Source organism: Haloarcula sp. H-hyl6, from assembly GCF_056934455.1.
Genome location: NZ_JBRIIK010000001.1, coordinates 1,808,299 through 1,829,550 on the forward strand (window position 1 = coordinate 1,808,299; position 21,252 = coordinate 1,829,550).

The window sequence follows — 21,252 nt, forward strand, 5'->3', positions numbered from 1 at the left end:
TCAGATATGGCTACTGGAATCCCCATACTGACGCCGCTGGCTCGTCGGCTCGAATCCGTCATGTTCGGGCGGTACGAGGACCAGTACCGGCTGTTCGCACAGGCCGTGCTGGTCGTCGCCGTCGGCCTGTCGCTCGCGTGGGGACTGGTTGCGTTCGGTCTCGTCCCCCTCTCGACCGGCGCGACGTCGGCGCTGGCGACGGCCGCCAGCATCGCTATCTCGGCGTTCGTCGTCGTCGGCCTCCTGCAGTTTCTCGTGTTGGCGAACGTCCTCGAACGGACCAACGAGGACGTCGCAACCAAGGCGGCCGAACTCGAACAGGCCGCAGAGCAACTGGAACAGACCGCCGAGGAACTGGAGACGACAGCAGACACCGTCGAGGACGCGGCCGAGACTGTCGACGAAGCGGCAGAGGACGTCGAGCGGACCGCAGACGACGTCGAGAGAACGGCCGACGAGGTCGAACAGACCGTCGACGAGGTCGAGCAGACGGCCGACGAGGTCGAACAGACCGCGACACAGACCGGCGACGAGGCGGCCGCTGAGAAGGTGACCGAGGTCAAGGACAAGACGACCGAAGTGAAAGACAAGACGACCGAGGTCAAAGACAGGGCGACGGAAGCCAAAGACAAGACGACCGTAGTGAAAGACAAGACCAGCGACGCGAAGGAGACCGCCGAGTCGGTCTCCGAGGAAGTCGAGGCCGCCAAAGAGACCGCGAGCGAGGTCGAGGAGACGGCGGCGGAGAAACGCGAACGGCTGGCGAACGCCGAGAACGAGGACGAGAGCGACGCGGCGTAACCCGGAGAGATGCCCGACTGCGACGGTCGGGATTGCGGTCGATACCCTTTAACGGCCGCCCGGGCTTGCATCTGTATGGTCGAGGTTCTTTTTGTACTCGGACTAGCCGTCGCGGTGTTCGTCGGCTTCAACATCGGCGGGTCCTCCACCGGAGTCGCCTTCGGGCCGGCGGTCGGGAGCGACACCATCTCGAAGACGATGGCCGCCGGGCTGATGTCGGCGTTCGCCCTGCTGGGCGGGGCCACCGTCGGGACGGAGGTCATCGAGACGATGGGCGGACGCATCGTCCCGAGCGACCAGTTCACCCTGCTCGCCAGCGTGACGGTCCTCTTCTTCGTCGGGTTGGCCCTGCTGGTCTCGAACCTCTTCGGCGTCCCGGCCTCGACGTCGATGACGGCGGTGGGGGCCATCGCCGGCCTCGGCGTCGCCAGCGGCACCATCGACTGGGAGGTGATGGGGCGCATCGTCTCGTGGTGGCTGGTCGCCCCCATCGTCGCCTTCTGGCTGTCGGCGGTGGTCGGCCGCTACCTCTACCCGCATCTGGCGGCCCGCATCGCCTTCGAGAGCGACGGGCCCGGCACCACGCGCCGTGAGCGCGTCGGCCAGTTCCTCGTCGTCGCCATCGGCTGTTACATGGCGTTCTCGGCGGGGGCGTCGAACGTCGCCAACGCCGTCGCGCCGCTGGTCGGGAGCGGCGAACTCGGCCTGTACCCGGGCGTCGGGTTGGCCGGCGGCGCAATCGCCCTCGGCGCGTTCACCATCGCCCGTCGCACCCTCGACACCGTCGGCAACGACCTCACCGAACTCCCGATTCTCGCCGCACTCATCGTCGAGACGGTGAGCGCGACCATCATCGGCCTGCTGTCGTGGGCCGGCATCCCGGCGAGCCTCGCCGTCTCGGCGACGATGTGCGTCGTCGGCCTCGGGTGGGGGCGGGCCACTCGGACGACGACGCTCGCGGACGCGGCCGGTGCCGCCGTCTCCGGGGCGGCCGCCGGTGGCGGGAGCGGCGGTGGCGGCGTCTCGGTCAAGGCGCTCAACGTCGACACGGAGGAACCGAGCGCCTCGTCCGACGGCGGGGAGACGAAACCGGTCGCCAAAATCGGCGAGGAGGAACCGGAGTCGGTGACGACGGCGGCCGACCTGTTCGACCCCTCCGCCACCGGCCGGGTCGTGATGCTGTGGATACTGACCCCCTCTATCTCCGCGATGGCGTCGTACCTCGTCTTCCAGTACGTCCTCTGATTCCGACAGGCGGTAGCCTTTACCCCCCGCCGGGCTTGCACTCCGTATGGTCGAGGTTCTCTTCGCGCTCGGACTCGTGGTCGCCGTCTTCGTCGGATTCAACATCGGCGGGTCCTCGACGGGCGTGGCGTTCGGGCCGGCCGTCGGGTCGAACACCCTCACCAAACTCTCCGCGGCGGCGCTGATGACCGTCTTCGCCCTCGCCGGCGGGTTGCTCGTCGGCCCGGCGGTGGTCAAGAGTCTGGGGAGCGACCTCGTCTCGACGCAGTTCTCGCCGCTCGTCAGCATCGTCGTCCTCTTTTTCATCGGGACGGCGCTGTTCCTCTCGAACGTCGCGGGGGTGCCGGCCTCGACGTCGATGACGGCGGTGGGAGCCATCGCCGGCCTCGGGTTGGCGGAGCAGACGCTCAACGAGGGACTGATGCTCGAAATCGTCTCGTGGTGGCTCGTCTCGCCCATCGTCGCCTTCTGGGTCAGCGGCGTCATCGGGCGGTACTGGTACCCGACGCTCGTCGAGTGGTTCGCCGTCTCCCAGAGCGAGGGGTCGCTGCTCCGAGTCGACCGCTCGGGGGACCTGCCGCGCCTGCGACTGGGGGAGAACACCACCCCGCGGGAGTTCGTCGGCACCGCCGTCGTCATTGCCATCGGCTGTTACATGGGCTTCTCGGCGGGGGCGTCGAACGTCGCCAACGCCGTCGCGCCGCTGGTGGGCAACGGGTCGCTCGACCTCTACCCGGCCATCCTACTGGGCGGCGCTGCCATCGGCCTCGGGGCCTTTACCATCGCCCGGCGGACGATGGACACCGTCGGCAACGACCTGACGGACCTCCCTCTCGTCGCGGCCATCGTCGTCGCCACGGTGAGTTCGACCATCGTCACGTTCCTCTCCGCGCTGGGAATCCCGGCGAGTTTCGTCATCATCGCCACGATGAGCATCGTCGGCCTCGGGTGGGGGCGTGCGACGCGGACGACGACGCTCTCCGAGACAGTCCACGGCGAGATTCCCGCGGCGTCCGTGGGGTCGCTGACCGCGGACGACGCGCCGACGGTCGGCAACCGGTCTGAATCCCCGCCGGCGGACCCCCACCCCATCGGCGAGGAGTCACGCGACGACGTCCCGACGGCGTCGGACCTGTTCGAACCCGGGACGACCGCTCGGGTCATCTTCCTCCAGAACGTCGTCCCGTCCATCGCGACCGTCGCGGCCTATCTCGTATTCCGGTTTCTGCCGGTCTTCTGACTCTCTCGCGGTCCTTCACAATCGTTCATCCGAGCGTACTGAAGGGCAAAGTCTAACAAGTCGGCCTCCGAACCACGCAGGTGATGCCCACGGTAGAGTACCTTAATTACGAAGTAGTGGACGACAACGGCTGGGACATGTACGAGGACGACGTCTTCGGTGAGGCCGCGGACATGGACCTCAGCGACGAAGACTACGGCTCCCTCGAAGTCAACGAAGGGGAGTACATCCTCGAGGCCGCCGAGGCACAGGGCTACGACTGGCCCTTCTCGTGTCGCGCCGGCGCCTGTGCGAACTGCGCCGCCATCGTCCTCGAAGGCGACATCGACATGGACATGCAGCAGATTCTCAGCGACGAGGAAGTCGAAGACAAGAACGTCCGCCTGACCTGCATCGGCAGCCCCGACGCCGACGAGGTCAAGATCGTCTACAACGCCAAGCACCTCGACTACCTGCAGAACCGCGTCATATAACGCTGTTCTGCGGTTTCACCGCTTTCTCGCCGGATAGCCGCTGGTGTGTCGCTCGACCACCGTACGGCGACTCTCTCACCCGGAACCATTAGGAGCGTCCCCGTGAGACTGCAAGGCGTGCTGGGGTCGATACCGGACCTGTTGCGACTGCTCGCCGTGCCGGTGTTCGGGTGGGCGGCGTACCGCGACGTGAAGACTCGCCGGGTCCCGAACCGGACGTGGCTACCGCTGGCGGCGCTGGCCGTCGGCTTGCTCCTCTGGGACACCTACGCGGTCCTCGCGGGACCGACCGCCGGCCGGGCGTTCCTCCTCCGCGTGGCCATCAGTCTGGGGTTCGTCGCCCCGCTGGCCTACGGGTTCTGGCTGGTCGGGGGGTTCGGCGGGGCCGACGCGAAGGCGTTCATGCTCGTCGCCGTCCTCTTTCCCGTCTACCCCGTCTACTACCTCCCGACGACGGCGCTCCCGCTGGAACCGTCGGCGCTGGGCGTCTTCTCGCTCACTATCCTCTCGAACACCGTCCTCGCGGGGGTGGTCTATCCGCTGGGCGTCGGGGCGGCCAACCTCGCTCGCGGCCGCTTCTCGCTGGCGATGTTCATCGGGAAACCGGTCCCAGTCGAGCGCATTCCGGCGGAGTACGGCCGCCTGCTGGAGACCACCGACGGGTTCACCCGGAGCGGCCTCGACATCGACGCCCTCCGGATGTACCTCCAGTGGCGCGGCGCGACGCTGGCCGAGGTGCGGGCCGACCCCGACCGGTACCGGAATCCCGACTCGCTCCCGCGGGTTCCCAACGACCCCGGCGACGGGTCTATCGTCACCGACGGCGGGGAGCCGAGCGACGCGAGCCGACCCTCGTCGAAACCCCGTCCCGACGGCGGCGTCTCGCCGGACGCCCTCACCGAGTTCGGGACCGCCGCTACCGCCGACCCGTGGGGGGCCGAGCGGTTCTTGGACGACATCGAGGGGTCGGCCTACGGCACCTCGCCCGAGCAGTTGCGCGAGGGACTGGAGGTGCTGGTCAGCGAGGAGGTGGTGTGGATATCGCCGGGTATCCCCTTCCTCGTCCCGATGTTCGCCGGACTGGTCGTCTCGCTGGTGTACGGCGACGTGCTGTACGCTCTGCTCGGACTCGTCGGGGTTGCGTGACCAGTTCCCGTTGCCACTCTAACCGGCGTGAGTCTGGGGGAAAGAGGTCGCTGGCTGTCGGGAGCCGAGGTTCCGGACCCACTGCGCTCGCCTAGCCACGACAAAAGACCTATCTTCGGGACAGTCGACCCCTCAGGTATGACCGAGGTCCCCCTCGCGTTCGACGAACAGGAGTACATCCCGGCGGTCGCACAGGACGCCGACTCCGGCGAGGTGTTGATGCTCGCCTACGTCACCGAGGACGCGCTCGAACGGACCCGCGAGACGGGCTACGCTCACTACTACTCACGGAGCCGCGACGAACTCTGGAAGAAGGGCGCTACCAGCGGCCACACACAGGAAATCGAGGAAGTCCGGGTCGACTGCGACGGGGACGCCCTGCTGTATCTGGTCGACCAGTCGGGCGGGGCCTGCCACACCGGCTACGAGTCCTGTTTCTACCGCACCGTCGACGGCGAGGAGGTCGGTGAGCAGGTCTTCGACCCCGACGACGTGTACTGATGGCCGACGCTGCCGCGGCCCTCCGGGCGGCCGCCGAGGAGCGCGACCGGGCCAGAGAGCGCGTCGAGGCGGTCGGCGAGGCGCGTCTGCGGGCCTGCCAGTCTACCTACCGGGAGCTACGGGACCTGTTGGACCGCTACGAGGACACGGCGACGGGGAGCGGGAACTTCAAGGCGTTCACCGAGTTTCAGGGCGCCGTCGCGACGCTGACCGAGGAGATGGACGAGGACCTGCCCGAACGCGAGACGTTCGAGGCGATAGACGACTCGCTCCAGAAACGACGCCTCAGCGAGGCCGACTTCGAGTCGGCCCGGTCGCGACTCGCCCCGGTGGCGGACCTCGTGGGCCGCCTAGACGAGTGGGAACAGGCCCGCGAGGAGTACGCCGACGCTCGCCGGAGCGCCCGGAGGCGGCTGGACGAGGTGGACGAGCGCATCGCGGACCTCGAACGCCTCCAGCGCCTCGGCGAGGCTGACCTCGACGCGCCGGTCGGGGACCTCCGGGACCCAATCGAGGCCTACGACGACGCCGTCCGCGAGGCGTTCGGCGAGTTCCGGAGCGAGGCACCGGCCCGCGAGGTGCTGTCGGTGGTCGAACGCGCCGACGCGTTCCCGCTGGTCGGGTTCCAGTCGCCGCCCGCGGAACTACTTCGATACGTCCGCGACCACGCGGCCGGCGCGGAACCGATACCGACACTGCTCGAATACGCCGACTACTCGGCGTCGAAACTGGACCACTACGTCGACGACACGGCGGCGCTCCAGCGGACCGTCGCCACGCGGCGGACCTACCTCCGGAATCTGGACGCCGAGCCACTGGCTATCGGGTGGCCCCCGCCGCCCGCCGACCACCTGCCGTGGCTCGTCCGGGAGTACCGCTCGGTCCTCGCGGGGTTCGCCGACGACGCGGTGGTCGCGCGTCTGCGAGACGTGCGAGCGCTCGCCCGCCGCGAGGACTACGCCACCCTCCGCGAGAGCGCGCTCGCCCGGGCCGAGCTAGCAGCGGCGGAGCGCGAGCGCCTCGAAAGCGGCGCCGTCGCCGACGAACTGGAGTCGCTCCGGGCGGAACGGGCCGCTATCGAGTCGGCGCTCGACGACCACGGCTCGCTGTAGGGACTCACTCGGCCGCGGCGGCGTCGACCATCTGGGCGGCGAGTTCCTCGGCCCGTTCGGGCGACCGGGCCTCGGCGTAGACGCGGACGACCGGTTCCGTCCCCGACGGGCGGGCCAGCACCCAGCCGTCGCCGTAGTCCAACCGCCAGCCGTCGGTCGTGTCGAGGTCGGCCTTGGACGCGTCGGCGTGACCCTCGATACCCGAGAGCATCGCTTCGCGCTCGGCCTCGTTCTCGACGGTGAGGTTCCGGCGGACGTTGTAGTACTCGTCGAAGGGGGCGACCAGTTCGCGGGCGGGCGTCTCCGCGACGAGTTCGCAGAAGCGCGCCGCGGTGTAGGCACCGTCCCGGGCGATGCGGTAGTTCGGAAAGAGGATGCCTCCGTTGCCCTCGCCGGCGATGCTGACGTGGATGCCCTCGGCCTCTAACTGTCGGATGCGACTGACGATGTGGGTCGACCCGATGGGGGTCAGCGACAGCGTCGCGTCGGCGGCGTTCACCGCGTCCACGAGGCGCTGGGAGGCGTTGACCGCCGAGACGACGCCCTCTCCGGGGTCGAGTTCGGCGGCCGACAGCGCCGCCAGCGCGGCGTCACCCTCGATGTGTTCGCCGGTCCCGTCGACAAACATCGCCCGGTCGGCGTCCCCGTCGTGGGCGATGCCGAGGTCGGCGTCCGTCGCTTCGACGTAGGCCCGCAGGTCCGAGAGGTTCGCGGCGACCGGTTCGGGGTTCCGGCCGGGGAAGTGGCCGTCCGGTTGGGCGTTGACCGTGTGGACCGTACAGCCCAGTTCGCGGAACAGGTCGGGACTGGTCAGCGACCCGGCACCGTGGCCGGGGTCGACGACGACGGTGAGGTCGGCGTCGGCGATTCGCTCGCGGTCGACCGCCGCCAGCACCTCCTCGCGGTAGGTGCGGCGTGCGCTCTCGATGGGGCGGTCCTCCCCGACCTCGTCCCAGCGGGCCTGTGGGGTCTCCTCGGGGAGGGCGGCTTCGACCCGGTCTAACGTTCCGCGAGTCAACTCGACGCCGTCCGACCCGACGAGTTTCACGCCGTTGTACGCGGGCGGGTTGTGACTCGCTGTAATCATCACGCCCGGAATCCCCTCGCGTTCGCAGTGGGCCTGCAGGCCCGGCGTCGGGACGACGCCGAGTCGGTCGACGTCGAAGCCGATGCCGGTGAGGCCGCTGGTGGCGGCGTTGACGTACGTGCGGCCGGTGGTCCGCGTGTCCCGCGCGACGGCGACGCGGTCGTAGCCCTCGGCCCAGACGCTCCCGGCGGCCTGTGCCACTCGCAGGACGTACCGCGGAGTCAACTCTTCGCCCGCGACGCCCCGCACACCGCTCGACCCGAACACGTGCATTCAGGGAGGAGTGCGTGGCCGACGGGCTTATGAATGTCGCCGCTAGCTCGGTGAGGTGGTTCGAGAACGAATCCCGGCTCTGTCGGCAACGGGGCCTCAGTCTGGCTGTGCTGGACGGGCTTCTCTGTCGGGCCGCTGACCATACCTGTTCCGAGAGCGATTCCAACAGCCATTAGCCACCGGCCCCGAACCAGAGTGTATGGCCAACGACGAACTCATCGCGGCGCTCCGGGACGCTGACGCCGTCAAGTACGGGGAGTTCGAACTCTCCCACGGGGGCACGTCGAACTACTACGTCGACAAGTACATCTTCGAGACGAGTCCGCGGTGTCTGGAACTCATCGCCGCGGCGTTCGCAGAGCGGGTCACGGACACGAAACTCGCCGGCGTGGCGCTGGGCGGAGTCCCACTGGTGGCGGTCACGAGCGTCGAGACGGGCCTGCCCTACGTCATCGCCCGGAAACAGCAGAAAGAGTACGGGACGGCGAACCTCGTCGAGGGCGAACTGGCCGAGGGCGAGGAGGTCGTCGTCATCGAGGACATCGCCACCACGGGCCAGAGCGCCATCGACGCGGCGGCGGCGCTCAGAGAGGCCGGTGCCACCGTAGAGCGCGTCCTCGTCGTCGTCGACCGGGAGGAGGGGGCCCGCGAGAACCTCGCCGAACACGGCCTCGAACTGGAGTCGCTGGTGACCGCCTCGGACCTGCTGGCCGACGCGCCCGAGGACGCCGACGCGTAACCGCCGGCCGCCGGGCGGATAGGCGACGCGTCGTCCAGCCGACCATTTTCGGCCGTTCTCGCCACGCTTAAGCCAGTCTGTACAGAGATTCGGACAAATGGCGGGCACACTCGAAGAGTTGTTCGGTCTCGAAGAGCACGGCACCGACGTACGGACGGAGGTTCTGGCGGGGTTGACCACGTTCCTGACGATGAGCTACATCGTCGTCCTCAATCCGGTCATCCTCACGGCCTTCCCCGACGACAACACGCCGGGCGGAATCGCCCTGCAGAACTACTCGCCGCCGGAGGTGTTGCAGATGCTGGCGGTGGTCACCATCCTCTCGTCTGCGGTGGCGATGCTGGTGATGGCGTTCTACGCGAACCGGCCGTTCGGCCTCGCGCCCGGCCTCGGCCTCAACGCCTTCTTCGCCATCACCGTCGTCGGCGTCCTCGGCGTGCCGTGGCAGACGGCCCTCGCCGCCATCGTCGTGGAGGGTATCGTCTTCATCGTCCTCACCGCCGTCGGCGCGCGTGAGTACATCATCAAACTGTTCCCCGAACCCGTGAAGTTCGCCGTCGGGGCCGGTATCGGCCTCTTTCTCGCCATCATCGGCTTGCAGGCGATGGGCATCGTCGTGGACGACCCGGCGACGCTCGTGGGCCTCGGGAGCATCGCCAGTAACCCGGTCGCCGTCCTCTCGGTGGTCGGCCTGTTCCTCACGTTCGTCCTCTACGCGGCGGGTCTGCGCGGGTCCATCATCGTCGGCATCCTCCTGACCACCGTCGCAGGCGCGCTCGCGACGTTCCTCGGACTGGCCGAACCCGGTGTCCTCGCCACCGACGCCGTCCGGAACGGCGGGTTCGACGCCTCCCGTCTCGCCGGCGCTCAGTACGACATCACGCCGCTGGCCGGCGCGTTCGTCGAGGGCTTCGGACAGGTCGAGGCGTTCTCCTTCGCTCTCATCGTGTTCACGTTCTTCTTCGTGGACTTCTTCGACACCGCGGGGACGCTGGTGGGCGTCGGGCAGGCCGGCGGCTTCCTCGACGAGAACGGCGACTTCCCGGACATCGACAAGCCGTTGATGGCCGACGCCGTCGGCACCACCGTCGGCGGGATGCTCGGCACCTCGACGGTGACGACGTTCATCGAGTCCGCCACCGGCGTCGAGGAGGGCGGCCGGACGGGGCTGACGGCCCTCGTGGTCGCCGGCCTCTTCCTCGCCTCGCTGGTCGTCGTCCCCCTCGCGGCGGCGATTCCGCTCTACGCCTCCCACATCGCGCTGGTCGTCGTCGCCGTCCTCATGATGCGCAACATCGTCGACATCCAGTGGGACGACTTCGCCCACGCGGTGCCCGCCGGCCTGACCATCATGGTGATGCCTTTCACCTACTCCATCGCCTACGGCATCGCCGCGGGCATCGTCTCCTACCCCATCGTCAAGACGGCGCAGGGCGAGTTCGACGACGTCCTCGTCGGCCAGTGGGTGCTCGCGGCCGCCTTCGTCCTCTACTTCGTCGTTCGGACCGGCGGTATCCTCTCCAGCGCGGTCTGACGGCGCTGTTCGGTCCGCACACACCACCGACGGCCTTTTTCCGGTCGACCCCATACGAGTCGCCGAGATGGCGAACCTCGAACTCTACGAACTGGAAGGCTGTCCCTACTGCGCGAAGGTCAAGACGAAACTCGACGAACTCGGACTGGAGTACGAGTCCCACATGGTCCCGCGCTCGCACGGCGAGCGCACCGAAGTCGAGGAGGTCTCGGGCCAGACGGGTGTCCCGGTCCTCGTCGACGAGGAGCACGGTATCGAGGGGATGCCCGAGTCCGACGACATCGTGGAGTATCTCGAAGAGACGTACGGTAGCGGCGCGGCGTAAGCCGAACGCACTTTTTGTACCATCCGCTGAACGGTCGTTTTAGAGCGATTGCCGTCGCGGTGGGTCGCCGGATTGACGGCTCTCGGACTCGTCGACGGAACCCCGTTCTCGCGCCGTCGGCCTACGCCAGTTCCTCGTCGGGTTCCTCGCCGCGTTCCATGATGAGGTCTCGGAGGTCGTCGGCGTCCTCTATCTCCTCCATCTCACCCTCCTCGATGAGCGCCGTCCCCTCGACGGACTCGCGGGTGAGTTCGTCGACGACGTACACCGAGCGCGTGCGGGTCACCTCGCCGACGGAAGACATGATGCGGGCACGCTTCTCGGCGGCCTCGGTGAACGTCGAGTGGCCCGTCAACACCTGCTCGCGCCGACGGGCGTTCTCGTTGACCGTCTTGAACGGCGCACGGTCGGTCGGGTGGACCTCGAAGCCGATGCGGGTGAACACCGTGGCGATGGGTTCGTCTTCGGGGGCCACGTCCGGGTCCTCGGGCGCGGGTTCGTCGTCGCGGATGTCCTCGGTCCCTTCGAGGACGCTGACCGGCGACGTCAGCGGCGCGTCGAACAGGTCTTCGAGTTCGGCTGCCACGTCGACGGAGGCGTCCATGCCGTCCTCGTACTTCGAGACGGTCCGGCGGGAGACGCCCAGTTCCTTCGCCAACCGACCGAGCGACCACTCCTTCTCCTCGCGGGCGTCCGCGAGCACTTCGGAGTCGATGTTGACGTACAGACCGCCCGGCGCGGCGTAGATGAGCGGCGGGACCTCCTCGACGAACAGGTCCATCGCCGTGTCCGGCGAGAGGACGGGGACGCCGTGACGGAAGTAGACGACGCCCGGTTTCAGGTCCTCGTCCCGGGTCCGGAGGCCGACGACGATAGGCGTCGCGTTCAGGTAGGTGCCCAGACGGCGCATCTCGCCGCCGGTGCGGGCGTCGAAGGCGTCGATGTTCCCGAGTATCTTCACGAGCAACACGTCCTCGCCGCGGCGGGCCGCGACGTCGAAGCTCTTGGGTCGAATCGCACACCGGTCGCTCACGAGGAACCCGGCGTCCTCGAGCATGGCGGTGACGTTGCCGACCAGTGCCGACCGTGACATAGTGCTCGATACCTCTATTGATGGTAAGCCAGTCACCGGATATATGCGTTGTGCCGCCCGCCGAGTGTCTCTCGGCCGCACAGACACTGCGAAACTGGTTTGCCCGCCAATCGTCTACGTCCGGCCGTGACTGTCGTCGGACTGGACGATACGGACTCCCGCGAGACGGGGATGTGTACGACCTACGCGGCGGCCCAGCTAGCCGACGCGATACGCGAGGAAGGGGCCGACGTCGAGCGACTGCTGTTGGTCCGACTGAACCCCGCGGTCGAACACAAGACCCGCGGGAACGCCGCGCTGGCGGTCCACACCGACCTCGTCGCCGACCGAGCGACCGCACTCGTCCGAGAGACGCTCGCCCTCGCACAGACCGACGACCCCATGACGAACCCCGGTGCCGTCGTCGCCGACTGCGACCCCGAGGCGGTCCCGCCGCAGGTGGCCGAGTTCACGGTGGACGCCGTCAGGGAGATTCAGGACCGCGTGACGGCGACGTCGCTGGCGGACGTAGCGGGCTTTGCCCGCGTCGAACGCGGCAACGGCCGTGGACTGGTCGGCGCGCTGGCCGCCGTCGGCGCGTGGGCGGCGTTGGACGACTGGACCTACGAGCACATCGCCTACCGCGAGCAGTCGCGCTGGGGCACCGAGCGAGACGTGGACCCAGCGAGCGTGCGGGCCGCCGCCGACGCCCGCTACCCGACGGTGTGGGACACCGTCGACTGTGACTCGGGCTATCCGGTGTGTGTCCCGCGGACGCCGTGCCCCATCCTCTACGGTATCCGTGGGGACGACGCCGACGCCTGCCGGGCCGTCGCCGACGCCGTCGAGAGCGAACCGGTCGCCGAGCGCGCGACCTTCCACACGAACCAGGGCACGGACGTCCACCTGCGGGACGCCGAACTCGGCGAGGTGACCGACGACAGCGCGTTCCGGGTCACCGGGACGGTGACGGAGTCGCCCGAGACGCGGCGCGGCGGCCACGTCTTCCTGACCCTCGCCGAGGGCGACGCCAGCCTGCGATGTGCGGCCTTCGAACCCACGAAGCGGTTCCGAGACCGGGTGCGTTCTCTCCGAGTGGGCGACCGTATCACGGTCTGTGGCGAGGTGTCGAACGGGACGCTCAAACTGGAGAAGTTCGCGGTCCGCGACCTGGTGACCGCGGAACTCGCCACCCCTGACTGCCCCGACTGCGGCCGGTCGATGTCCTCCGCGGGCCGGAATCAGGGCTACCGCTGTCGGGACTGCGAGACCAGCGCGGACGGGAAGGTCGAACGGCCGGTCGACCGGTCGCTCGAACCGGGGTGGTACGAGGTACCGCCGGTGGCGCGCCGACACATCGCGAAACCGCTGGTCCGGGGCGGGTTCGACGGGCAGACGCATCCCGAGCGATAGGCCGTCTCCGCCCCCAGTTGGCTCGGCATACCGCCGAAAATTTCAACCGATAATACGGTTATGGGCGTTATAACAACTATTACACCACCGATAGTGGAGAGTATGAGCACCGAGCGTCGGGGGCTGGCAGACGAGGCGGCGCCACCACTTCCGCAGGACGATTTCGCGGAGACGGCGCTGGTGGCCGAACTCGAACCGACGAACGACGGGAGCAAGCGGGCGCTCCTGTACCCGCGCGACAGACCGGGCCACGAGGTAGCGACCCGATGGCTCGCGGTTCCGGCCGACGCGCTCGTCGAGTTGGACAGCGTTCGGTAGTCCCTTCCGAGAGATAACCGACTTGTAACAATGCTGGTTCTCAGCGACGCCTCTCGGCATGGGAACGGACCACTGGTCGCCGACCGGCGGCACGCCGTCGCCCGACCCCGACGAGGGGGTCCTGCCGGCGGTGGTTCGGAGCCGGTCTGACGGCACCGAACGGTACATCTGCTACGCCGCCGACGTCGACCCGTCCGACGTCGACACCCAGTGGATATCCATCGACGCCGACGTCCCCGTGTCGCTGCGGGTCTGGCGCTAGGCGTTCCGGCCCGTGAGTGCGACGACCACGTCGTCCTCCGGCCCGAGGACGCCTCGGTCGCGGAACGACGGGAGCGCCGCCGTCGCCGTCGCGCAGGTCGGTTCGACGTGGAACCCCGAGGCCGAGAGACGGTCGTGGGCGCTCCGAGTGTCGGCCTCGTCGACGGCGACGGCGTCCCCGTCCGTGGCCTCGACGGCCTGCCGTATCTGGTCGGCGCGTGCCGGGTCGCGTATCTGGATGCCGTCGGCGAGGTCGTTGCGGCCCCCCGTCCCGCCGTGTCGGCCGTCGGCGATTGGGCTGGCCCCGGCGGCCTGTGCGCCCAGTAGGCGCGGCACCTCGTCTATCCAGCCCGCTGATTCGAGCGCCCGGAAACCCCGATAGGCCCCGAGGAACAGCGTCCCGTGGCCCAGCGGCGTGACGACGGCGTCCGGTGCCGTCCACCCGCGCTGGGCGGCGAGTTCGTAGGCGAACGTGGCCGTCCCGGCGAAGAAGGCCGGGTTCCACGCGTGGCTGGCGTACCACCCCTCGCCCGCCTCGACGGCCTCGATGCAGGCGTCGGTGACGGCCTGCCGGTCGCCCTCGACGGCCACCACGTCGGCGCCGGTGCGCTCGATGCGGCGGCGCTTCTCGGCTTTCGCGTCGGCGGGGACGTATATCTCGGCGTCGAGGCCCGCCCGCGCGGCGTAACTGGCGACCGCCAACCCGGCGTTGCCCGAGGAGTCCTCCAGTATCCGGTCGGCACCGACGGCGAGGGCCTCCGCGACGACGGCGGCCGCCCCGCGGTCCTTGAAACTCCCCGTCGGGTGGAGGAACTCCAGTTTGAACGTCACGTCGTGGGCGGGCGCGTCGACCAGCGGTGTCCACCCTTCCCCGAGCGTCACCCGTTCGTCCATCGGGAGGAGGGCCTCGAACGCCCAGATGCCGTCCTCGCGGTCGACGTCGGGCGGGTCGTCCGAGGGCCGCGGTCGGTCGGCGTAGTCGAGCGCGTGCCCGCACGCACAGCGCCACGGCCGGTCGCGGGGGTACTCACGGCCGCAGGCTTCGCAGTGTCGCATGGGTTGATTGCGGGGACGCACGGTTCAAAAGGTGGTGGATGTAGCGGCGAAGGAGGTGTCGGAGCACGGGGACCCCGCAGGCCGCGAAGCGGCCGAGGCAACCCCGTGTGGTTCGAAAGACGCCGATGGCGTCTTTCATCGTCACGAGAGAGCGACCCTCCCTCGAACGACTGTAAAAAGTGGTCGTCAGTAGGTGTCGAGGTTCGTCCCGACCGAGCAGACGTACTCGCCGGAGGCGACCTGCGGGAGGCGGCGCGAGCGCCAGAAGACGCCGTTCGAGTCGGCGGTTATCTCGGCTTTCGGCTGGCCGAACACGTCGGTTATCTCGAACAGCGTCTCGCCGCGGGATACGCGGTCGCCGAGGTCCACGTGGAAGTCGACGAGGCCGCCGGCGGGCGACCCGTACTGCTCGAACCCGGTGGCGCGGGTCTGGGAGCGAGGGCTGTACCGCCCGTCGAGGAAGTCGTAGTAGGTCAGCACGTTGAACACGCCGTCGACGCCCTTCTGGATGGACGTCTCGTCCCAGCCGACACAGCCGCCGAGTTCGGGGTCGACGGTCGGGACGCCCTCGTCGGGGGCGGCGCGGGCCAGTTGGCCGTCGGGTCCCTTCTGGTCGAGGATGTAGCCACAGCCGAACACTTTGGCGAGTTCGAGACACTCGCTGTGGAGTCGGTGGCGGGTGCCACACCGAACACGGACCTCGTCTATCATCCGAGAGGTGGAGCCCTGATGCAGGTCCAACACGAGGTCGGCGCTGACGGCCGCGTCGTAGGTGGCCGCGGCGATGCGCTCGCTTGACGTGCCGCCGGTGTCGCCGGGGTAGGCCCGGTTCATCTTCGTGTCGTCGATGGGGTTGCGGTGTTCGGCGACCTGGAACGCGTGGTAGTTGACGATGCCACAGACCAGAATCGTCCCGGAGAGTTCGGCGGGGTCCAGTTGCGGGAGGACCCGCTGGATGACCCCGACGCCGTTCAGTTCGTCCCCGTCGCTGGCCGCCTGCATGTAGAGCGTCCGCCCGTCGGCCGCGCCGTTGACGACGGCGACCGGGAGTCCCACCGGACTGCCGTCGCGGGTTTCGCCGACCTCCAACCGCCCCGTATCCATCTCACCGGGGGCGGCACTCGCCGTACCGAGAGTTACCATTGCCGTGTCGTTCGGGTCGTTGACCTTTACTGGTTCGGATTCCGCGTGCCGTGCGGCCGGACGGCGGGCACCCTCGCCCGGCCCGGAGACCGAGGGGTCTTTTGCCCCCAGACCCTACGCTCGTCCGTGTCAGAGCCCGAGCAACAGAGCGGGGCCGGTGCGATGGTAGCGGCGCTGAACGTCCCGCGGAACGCGAAACTCGGCTTCGGTCTGGCGGCAGTGGTGACCCTCACCATCGTCGCGCTGTTCGTCCTGCCCGGCACCACCCGGCCTGCCGTCCTCTACGTCGCGCTGGCGTTCGTCCTGCTGGTCTCGCTGGGCGGCCTGCTGACGGCGCTGTTTACGGTCGTCTCGGCGGTCAGGCTTGCTCGTCGGTAGTCTCGGCGAGGTCGGTGAAGCGCTCGGCCCCGGTCCGGGTCCCCTTGGCGATGAGGACGTCGCCCGCTCTCAGCGGCGTCTCCGGGCCGGGCGAGACGACCCAGTCCCCGCCCTCGCGGCCGGTCCGCTCGCTCTCGCCGGCGGCTCGCCGGACGGCGATGATGCGCATCCCGGTGGCGGTCTTGACCGCCGCCTCCCCGATGGTGGTGCCGGCGAACTCGCTGTCGTCTGCGACGGTGGCGCGGACGATTATCTCGTCGGACTCCTGGACCGCCTCGGCGACCACCGGATGTGTCGACAGGCCGCGCAGGACGCCCTCGCTGATTTCGAGGGCGGCGTCGGAGATGACCTCCGTCGAGCGCGCCAGATGGACCAGTCCGCGGAGGGAGACGGGGTCCTCGACGTCGGCGGCCGCCCGCAGGGTCCACGCCTCGAACCGGGACTGCAGGGCGTCGACCTCCGCTTCGAGTTCGACGACCTCCTCGGCGACGGCCTCGCTGTCGAACAGCACCGCGCCGTAGGCCAAGTCGACGGCGAGTTCGCCCATGTCTTTCATCAGGATGATGGAGTCGATGGCGCGTTCGAGGTCCTTGTCCTCGCCCTCGGGCGGGTCCGGCGGTTCGTAGGCCTCGCCGGTGGCGTCGGCGTACACGCCGCTGACGCCGTCCTCGGGGCCGCGGAACAGCACCACGTCGTCGGCTTCGAGTCGCGTCTCGCGGTCGGGGTTGAGTAGCCAGTTCCCCTGCCGGCGAATCGCCAGCGCGCGGACGCCCGTCTCCGTCTCCAAGTTCAACTCGCCCAGCGTCTGCCGGGCCAGCGGGGAGTCCGCCGCGACGGTCGCCCGAACGAGCGTCTCGATTGCTTCCGGGAGGGCCGCCCGCATCGTGTCCGGCAGGCCGATGTCCTCCAGGACGACCTTGGCGATGTCGCCGGCGGCGTCGCTTATCTTCTCGGCCGCGCCGACCATCCCCAACACCGGCGCCAGCGCCTCGGCGTCGTCGGTCGACCGGCAGGCCATCAGCAGGCTCATCCGGGCCCGCAACTGGAGGACGTCCATCTTCGCCTCCAGTTCCAGCACCTCGGCGGCCACGTCGTCGCTTCGCAACAACACCGCCGAGTACGAGAGGTCGATGAGCAACTCGGCGGTGTCTTTCATCTCCGCCAGCACCGCCTTCACGCTCACCGGTTCGTACTTGACGGTTCCCGTCAGCTCCATGGCTCCTGTTTCGACAGCGCGTCTCAAAAGGGTTCGCTGTCCCGTGGCATTCGGTCACGGGCCGCGAGACGTGTCGCGGGGAGACGTACGACCTGTTCGAGGTAGAATTAGTCCATAGTTTGGCGCCCAACGGAAGACGCAGTGGTCGAACGTCCACTTTCACTCCCGCCGACCGTGTGACACAGACGCCCGGAAAGAAAATGCTTTTCCCGGCAGGTCGGAAACCATTGGCGTATGTCCGACGACCTCAAGAAAGGGCTGGAGGGAGTCCTCGTCGCCGAATCTGACCTCAGTGTCATCGACGGTGACGCGGGCAAGCTCGTCTACCGGGGGTATACGATAGAGGACCTCGCGAACGGTGCCAGCTACGAGGAGGTACTGTACCTCCTCTGGTACGGCCACCTCCCGGACGCCGGGGAGCTCGCCGAGTTCGAAGCCGAGATGGCGAGCGAACGGGAGGTCGACGACGCCGTCATCGCCACCGTCCGCGAGATGGCCGAGGCCGACGAGGAACCGATGGCCGCGCTCCGGACCGCGGTGTCGATGCTCTCTGCGTACGACCCCGCCCCCGAGGAGGCCGACCCGACAGACGAGGCCGTCAACCTCGGGATGGGGCGACGTATCACCGCCAAGATTCCGACCCTCATCGCCGCGTTCACGCGCATCCGCGACGGACAGGAGCCGGTCGAACCCCGCGAGGACCTCGACCACGCCGAGAACTTCCTGTACATGCTCAACGGCGAGGAACCGGACGACGTCCTCGCCGACGTCTTCGACCAGGCGCTGGTCCTGCACGCCGACCACGGCCTGAACGCCTCGACGTTCTCCGCGATGGTCACCGCCTCGACGCTGTCTGACATCCACAGTTCTGTCACGTCGGCCATCGGGACGCTCGCGGGGCCGCTCCACGGCGGCGCCAATCAGGACGTCATGGAGATGCTCAAGGAAGTCGACGACGCCGACCAGGACCCGCTGGACTGGGTGAAGAACGCGCTGGCGGAGGGTCGCCGCGTCTCCGGGTTCGGCCACCGCGTCTACAACGTCAAGGACCCCCGCGCGAAGATTCTGGGCGAACGCTCGAAGGAACTCGGCGAGGCCGCAGGCTCGCTGAAGTGGTACGAGATGTCCACCACCATCGAGGAGTACATGGCCGAGGAGAAGGGCCTCGCGCCGAACGTGGACTTCTACTCCGCCTCGACGTACTACCAGATGGGCATCCCCATCGACATCTACACCCCCATCTTCGCGATGTCCCGCGTCGGTGGGTGGGTCGCTCACGTCATCGAGTACATCGAGGACAACCGCCTGATTCGCCCCCGCGCCCGGTACACCGGACCGGACCCCGAGGAGACGACGTTCGTGCCGCTGGACGAGCGGTAACGACGACAGTTCACAATCCCGTTTTCCCGGCCAGCCCGTCTCGACGTTATCGGCCCGTCTCGACGACGAGGAGCGTCCGGTGTGCGGCCAGATAGTCGTACGTGCCGCCGAGGACGAGGCCGTAGAGGACGTACGCGACTACCGTGACGAGTAGGAGGCCGACGTCCGGCCGAGCCACCTGACTGGCCGGCCCGAGTCCGACGAGGGCGGCGGCGAGATAGCCCGCCGAGAGGACGACGCCGAAGGTGGCGCCGTGGGCCGGTCCCGACTCGCCGGGCAGTCCCCACGTGAACCCGGCGAACAGCAGAGGCCACGCGAGAGCGAACAGGGCGAGGAACCAGACGGCGGTCAGGGCCGTCGCCGTCGGCGACCCGAGTTCGCAGTACGGGGGGCCGCCGACGGCGCACAGACTCGTGAACGTGGAGAGCACCAACAGGGTCGTTCCGTCGAAGACGACGCCGGCGAGCAACAAGAACGCGGTCAGAACGGCGGTGGCCGCGACGCCGGCGACGAGACTGCTCCTGACGGGGTCCATGACCCGGTCGGACGGCGGCGACCCTCAATAGTATACACAGAGTTGCCACGATAGTGGGAGGTTTCCGCGGCCGTCGGCGGTGTCCGGGGCCGTCAAAAGGGTGTGTCAGTTGAAGCTGTCGGTGAACCGGTTGACGCCGTCGTCGGTGCCGGCGATGACGAGTTTGTCGCCGTACTCCACTTCGACGCCCGGACCGAGGTCCGTGAGGACGCTCCCGTTGCGTTCGATGGCGAGGACGGTACAGCCGGTTCGCGAGCGCACGTCGGCCTCGCCGAGCGTCTCGCCGGCGAGGCGGCCCGCGTCGGTGCGGACGATTTCGACCTGCTGGTCCATCGAGATGACGTCCTCGTCCTCCAGGATAATCGAGGCGAGCATCCGGCCGCTGACCGTCGCCAGCGAGAGGACGTAGTCCGCGCCGGCCCGGTACATCTTCTTGACGTTCTCAGTCTCCTCGGCGCGGGCGATAATCTCCACCTCGGGGTTCAGGTCGCGGATGACCAGCGTGGCGAACTCCGTGTCGGTGTCCTCCGAGAGGGCGAGGATGACGGTGCGGGCGTTCTCGACCCCCGCGTCCTGCAGGTCGTCCGGTTCGGTGGCGTCCCCGACCACGTCGACGCCGGGTTTCTCCGTCCGGTCGAGGACCGTGTAGGGAACTCCCGCGACGGCGAGTTCTTCGGCGATGGTCTGGCCCACCTCGCCGTAGCCGACGACCACCGTCTCGCCGCGCCGGAAGCCGCGGACGCTGGAGAGCGTCTTCGACTTCAGCGTCTCCAGTTGGGAGGCCGTCCCGGAGACGAGCAGGACCGTACTGCCGTCGAGTTCGGCGTCGGGGTCGGGCGGACTGACGAACTGGCCGCGGAACCACGCGCCGATGACGTTGACCCCGGTCTCCTCGCGGATGCCGCTCTCGGCCAGCGTCGTGCCGACGAGTTCGCTCCCGCGGTGAATCGGCAGTTCGGCGATGTCGAAGTCCACGCCGATTTCGAAGTCTTCGCCGAGCGTGGTCGAGACGCCGGTCGTGACCTTGCTCGCCAGGCTCTCGCCGAGCAGTTGGCGGGGCGAGATGACGGCGTCGGCGCCCGCGAGGTCGTGGTACTTCGCCCGGTCGGGTTCCTCCACGACGCTGACCGTGCGGACCCCCTCGTCGACTTCGCGGGCGGTGAGGACGATGCTGGTGTTGATCTGGTCCGAGGCGTCGGCGACGAGCGCCCGCGCCCCCGAGAGATGCGCCTTCTCCAGCCCTTCGACGGACTGTGGGTCGGCGTTGATGACGTGGTACCCCTCCGCGTAGAGGTCGTCGGCCCGGTCGTCGTCGGGTTCGACGACGACGTAGTCGACGTCCCACGTCTCCAGTTCGGTCACCAGCGTTTCCCCCCGCGGGGTGAAGTGACAGATGACGACGTGGTCCGAGAGCTCTGTCTCCATGGTCGTCGGCGCGCGGGTCTCCATCGCCTCCTCGAACAGCGGAAAGAGGAGCACAGGCAGTGCGAGGAAGATGAGGACGACGCCGGTGATGTCCATCACGATGATGAGCAGGCGCATCTCCGTGCTCTCCCACGGCGCGTCGGACCCGAACCCGGTGGTGGTGAACGTCTCGACGACGACCTGCAGCGAGTGGAGAAAGTCTCGCGACCGCCCCTCCCAGGCCGTCATCCCGTAGTCGTAGGCGACGGCGAACGCGACGATGATGCCGGCGAGGCCGACGACGTACCCCAGTGTCCGTCGCTGCCAGGTGTCCATCTACTCGGTATCTCGCCGAGGCGGTGTAAAACAGTTCTGACAGTCCGTGACGTGGGGCCGGTCGTGTGTGCGAGTGGCCATCAGTGCGACGCTCGTCTGACAGCGGGCTGACGTCCCGTTTACGGCGGCCACGTCGTGCGGTTTCACTTTCACCCCGATTCGGCGGGGTTTATGTGCCTCCGAGCGCTGGATTCTCGTGCAGTCACACGCTCCCCCATCCGTTCTCCGCCGAGACCCGACTCGCCAGCCGTGGCCCCGACAGTA

22 protein-coding genes are annotated in these 21,252 nt (G+C 68.5%); 15 read left to right on the plus strand and 7 right to left on the minus strand.

Annotated features, from left to right (window positions below; all coding sequences use genetic code 11):
• The first annotated feature begins 6 nt into the window (after positions 1-6).
• The 7 genes from Hhyl6_RS09510 (at position 7) to Hhyl6_RS09540 (ending at position 6,518) form a co-directional block, all read left to right on the plus strand.
• On the plus strand, positions 7-801 hold the full coding sequence (locus Hhyl6_RS09510) for a hypothetical protein (protein WP_483738964.1): 795 nt from the start codon (positions 7-9) through the stop codon (positions 799-801).
• 75 nt (positions 802-876) lie between these two features.
• The gene (locus Hhyl6_RS09515) at positions 877-2,046 is read left to right on the plus strand and encodes an anion permease (protein WP_483738965.1); all 1,170 of its coding nucleotides are present in this window, start codon (positions 877-879) and stop codon (positions 2,044-2,046) included.
• A 46-nt stretch (positions 2,047-2,092) separates the two neighbouring features.
• Positions 2,093-3,286 (plus strand): anion permease, encoded by a 1,194-nt coding sequence (locus Hhyl6_RS09520; protein WP_483738966.1) that lies wholly within the window; start codon positions 2,093-2,095, stop codon positions 3,284-3,286.
• Between the two features lie 83 nt (positions 3,287-3,369).
• Positions 3,370-3,759 (plus strand): ferredoxin Fer1, encoded by a 390-nt coding sequence (gene fer1 / locus Hhyl6_RS09525; protein ID WP_470311441.1) that lies wholly within the window; start codon positions 3,370-3,372, stop codon positions 3,757-3,759.
• A 117-nt stretch (positions 3,760-3,876) separates the two neighbouring features.
• A complete protein-coding gene (locus Hhyl6_RS09530; RefSeq protein WP_483739696.1) occupies positions 3,877-4,905 on the plus strand; it encodes an A24 family peptidase in 1,029 nt (342 codons plus the stop codon).
• A 138-nt stretch (positions 4,906-5,043) separates the two neighbouring features.
• Positions 5,044-5,406 (plus strand): phosphoribosyl-AMP cyclohydrolase, encoded by a 363-nt coding sequence (gene hisI, locus Hhyl6_RS09535; protein WP_483738967.1) that lies wholly within the window; start codon positions 5,044-5,046, stop codon positions 5,404-5,406.
• Positions 5,406-6,518, plus strand: a complete 1,113-nt coding sequence (locus Hhyl6_RS09540; protein WP_483738968.1) for a DUF7118 family protein — start codon at positions 5,406-5,408, stop codon at positions 6,516-6,518. Before hisI ends, Hhyl6_RS09540 begins: the two co-directional genes overlap by 1 nt.
• Before the next feature lie 4 nt (positions 6,519-6,522).
• Here the strand turns inward: Hhyl6_RS09540 and glmM are convergent, their stop codons facing one another.
• A complete protein-coding gene (glmM, locus tag Hhyl6_RS09545; RefSeq protein ID WP_483738969.1) occupies positions 6,523-7,878 on the minus strand; it encodes a phosphoglucosamine mutase in 1,356 nt (451 codons plus the stop codon).
• 199 nt (positions 7,879-8,077) lie between these two features.
• Here glmM and pyrE point away from each other — a divergent pair, with 199 nt between their 5' ends.
• From pyrE to Hhyl6_RS09560, 3 genes are all read left to right on the plus strand, one after another.
• Entirely contained in the window at positions 8,078-8,617 is a 540-nt protein-coding gene (gene pyrE, locus Hhyl6_RS09550) for an orotate phosphoribosyltransferase (protein WP_483738970.1), read from the plus strand.
• A 97-nt stretch (positions 8,618-8,714) separates the two neighbouring features.
• The gene (locus tag Hhyl6_RS09555; protein ID WP_483738971.1) at positions 8,715-10,151 is read left to right on the plus strand and encodes an NCS2 family permease; all 1,437 of its coding nucleotides are present in this window, start codon (positions 8,715-8,717) and stop codon (positions 10,149-10,151) included.
• 67 nt (positions 10,152-10,218) lie between these two features.
• Positions 10,219-10,476 carry a glutathione S-transferase N-terminal domain-containing protein gene (locus tag Hhyl6_RS09560; protein ID WP_483738972.1) on the plus strand — a complete coding sequence of 86 codons (258 nt, stop codon included), beginning with the start codon at positions 10,219-10,221 and terminating at the stop codon, positions 10,474-10,476.
• Positions 10,477-10,597: 121 nt separating this feature from the next.
• Here the strand turns inward: Hhyl6_RS09560 and Hhyl6_RS09565 are convergent, their stop codons facing one another.
• A complete protein-coding gene (locus Hhyl6_RS09565) occupies positions 10,598-11,569 on the minus strand; it encodes a transcriptional regulator (protein WP_483738973.1) in 972 nt (323 codons plus the stop codon).
• A 126-nt stretch (positions 11,570-11,695) separates the two neighbouring features.
• On the opposite strand from Hhyl6_RS09565, the gene Hhyl6_RS09570 reads away from it, so the two are divergent.
• From Hhyl6_RS09570 to Hhyl6_RS09580, 3 genes are all read left to right on the plus strand, one after another.
• Positions 11,696-12,961, plus strand: coding sequence for a TiaS agmantine-binding domain-containing protein (locus Hhyl6_RS09570; protein ID WP_483738974.1), 1,266 nt, complete (start codon positions 11,696-11,698; stop codon positions 12,959-12,961).
• Positions 12,962-13,063: 102 nt separating this feature from the next.
• Positions 13,064-13,279 carry a DUF7511 domain-containing protein gene (locus Hhyl6_RS09575; RefSeq protein WP_483738975.1) on the plus strand — a complete coding sequence of 72 codons (216 nt, stop codon included), beginning with the start codon at positions 13,064-13,066 and terminating at the stop codon, positions 13,277-13,279.
• A gap of 58 nt (positions 13,280-13,337) precedes the next feature.
• Positions 13,338-13,541: a DUF7511 domain-containing protein gene (locus Hhyl6_RS09580; RefSeq protein WP_483738976.1), complete on the plus strand. Its 204-nt coding sequence runs from the start codon at positions 13,338-13,340 to the stop codon at positions 13,539-13,541.
• Here the strand turns inward: Hhyl6_RS09580 and Hhyl6_RS09585 are convergent.
• A complete protein-coding gene (locus Hhyl6_RS09585) occupies positions 13,538-14,596 on the minus strand; it encodes a pyridoxal-phosphate dependent enzyme (protein ID WP_483738977.1) in 1,059 nt (352 codons plus the stop codon). The two genes, Hhyl6_RS09580 and Hhyl6_RS09585, sit on opposite strands and share 4 nt — an antisense overlap.
• Positions 14,597-14,782: 186 nt before the next feature.
• A complete protein-coding gene (locus tag Hhyl6_RS09590) occupies positions 14,783-15,739 on the minus strand; it encodes a succinylglutamate desuccinylase/aspartoacylase family protein (protein ID WP_483738978.1) in 957 nt (318 codons plus the stop codon).
• Positions 15,740-15,865: 126 nt separating this feature from the next.
• Between Hhyl6_RS09590 and Hhyl6_RS09595 the strand changes: the two genes are divergently transcribed.
• Entirely contained in the window at positions 15,866-16,117 is a 252-nt protein-coding gene (locus Hhyl6_RS09595) for a DUF7536 family protein (protein WP_483738979.1), read from the plus strand.
• Here the strand turns inward: Hhyl6_RS09595 and Hhyl6_RS09600 are convergent.
• Positions 16,098-17,333: a potassium channel family protein gene (locus Hhyl6_RS09600; RefSeq protein WP_483738980.1), complete on the minus strand. Its 1,236-nt coding sequence runs from the start codon at positions 17,331-17,333 to the stop codon at positions 16,098-16,100. The genes Hhyl6_RS09595 and Hhyl6_RS09600 overlap by 20 nt on opposite strands.
• Positions 17,334-17,567: 234 nt before the next feature.
• Here Hhyl6_RS09600 and citZ point away from each other — a divergent pair, with 234 nt between their 5' ends.
• Positions 17,568-18,713: a citrate synthase gene (gene citZ, locus Hhyl6_RS09605; RefSeq protein ID WP_483738981.1), complete on the plus strand. Its 1,146-nt coding sequence runs from the start codon at positions 17,568-17,570 to the stop codon at positions 18,711-18,713.
• Positions 18,714-18,759: 46 nt separating this feature from the next.
• Here citZ and Hhyl6_RS09610 read toward each other — a convergent pair whose 3' ends face one another.
• Together Hhyl6_RS09610 and Hhyl6_RS09615 are read right to left on the minus strand one after the other, a co-directional pair.
• Complete coding sequence (locus Hhyl6_RS09610) at positions 18,760-19,248, minus strand: DUF6789 family protein (RefSeq protein ID WP_483738982.1); 489 nt, start codon at positions 19,246-19,248, stop codon at positions 18,760-18,762.
• Positions 19,249-19,353: 105 nt separating this feature from the next.
• The gene (locus Hhyl6_RS09615) at positions 19,354-20,988 is read right to left on the minus strand and encodes a potassium channel family protein (RefSeq protein ID WP_483738983.1); all 1,635 of its coding nucleotides are present in this window, start codon (positions 20,986-20,988) and stop codon (positions 19,354-19,356) included.
• Positions 20,989-21,252: the final 264 nt, after the last annotated feature.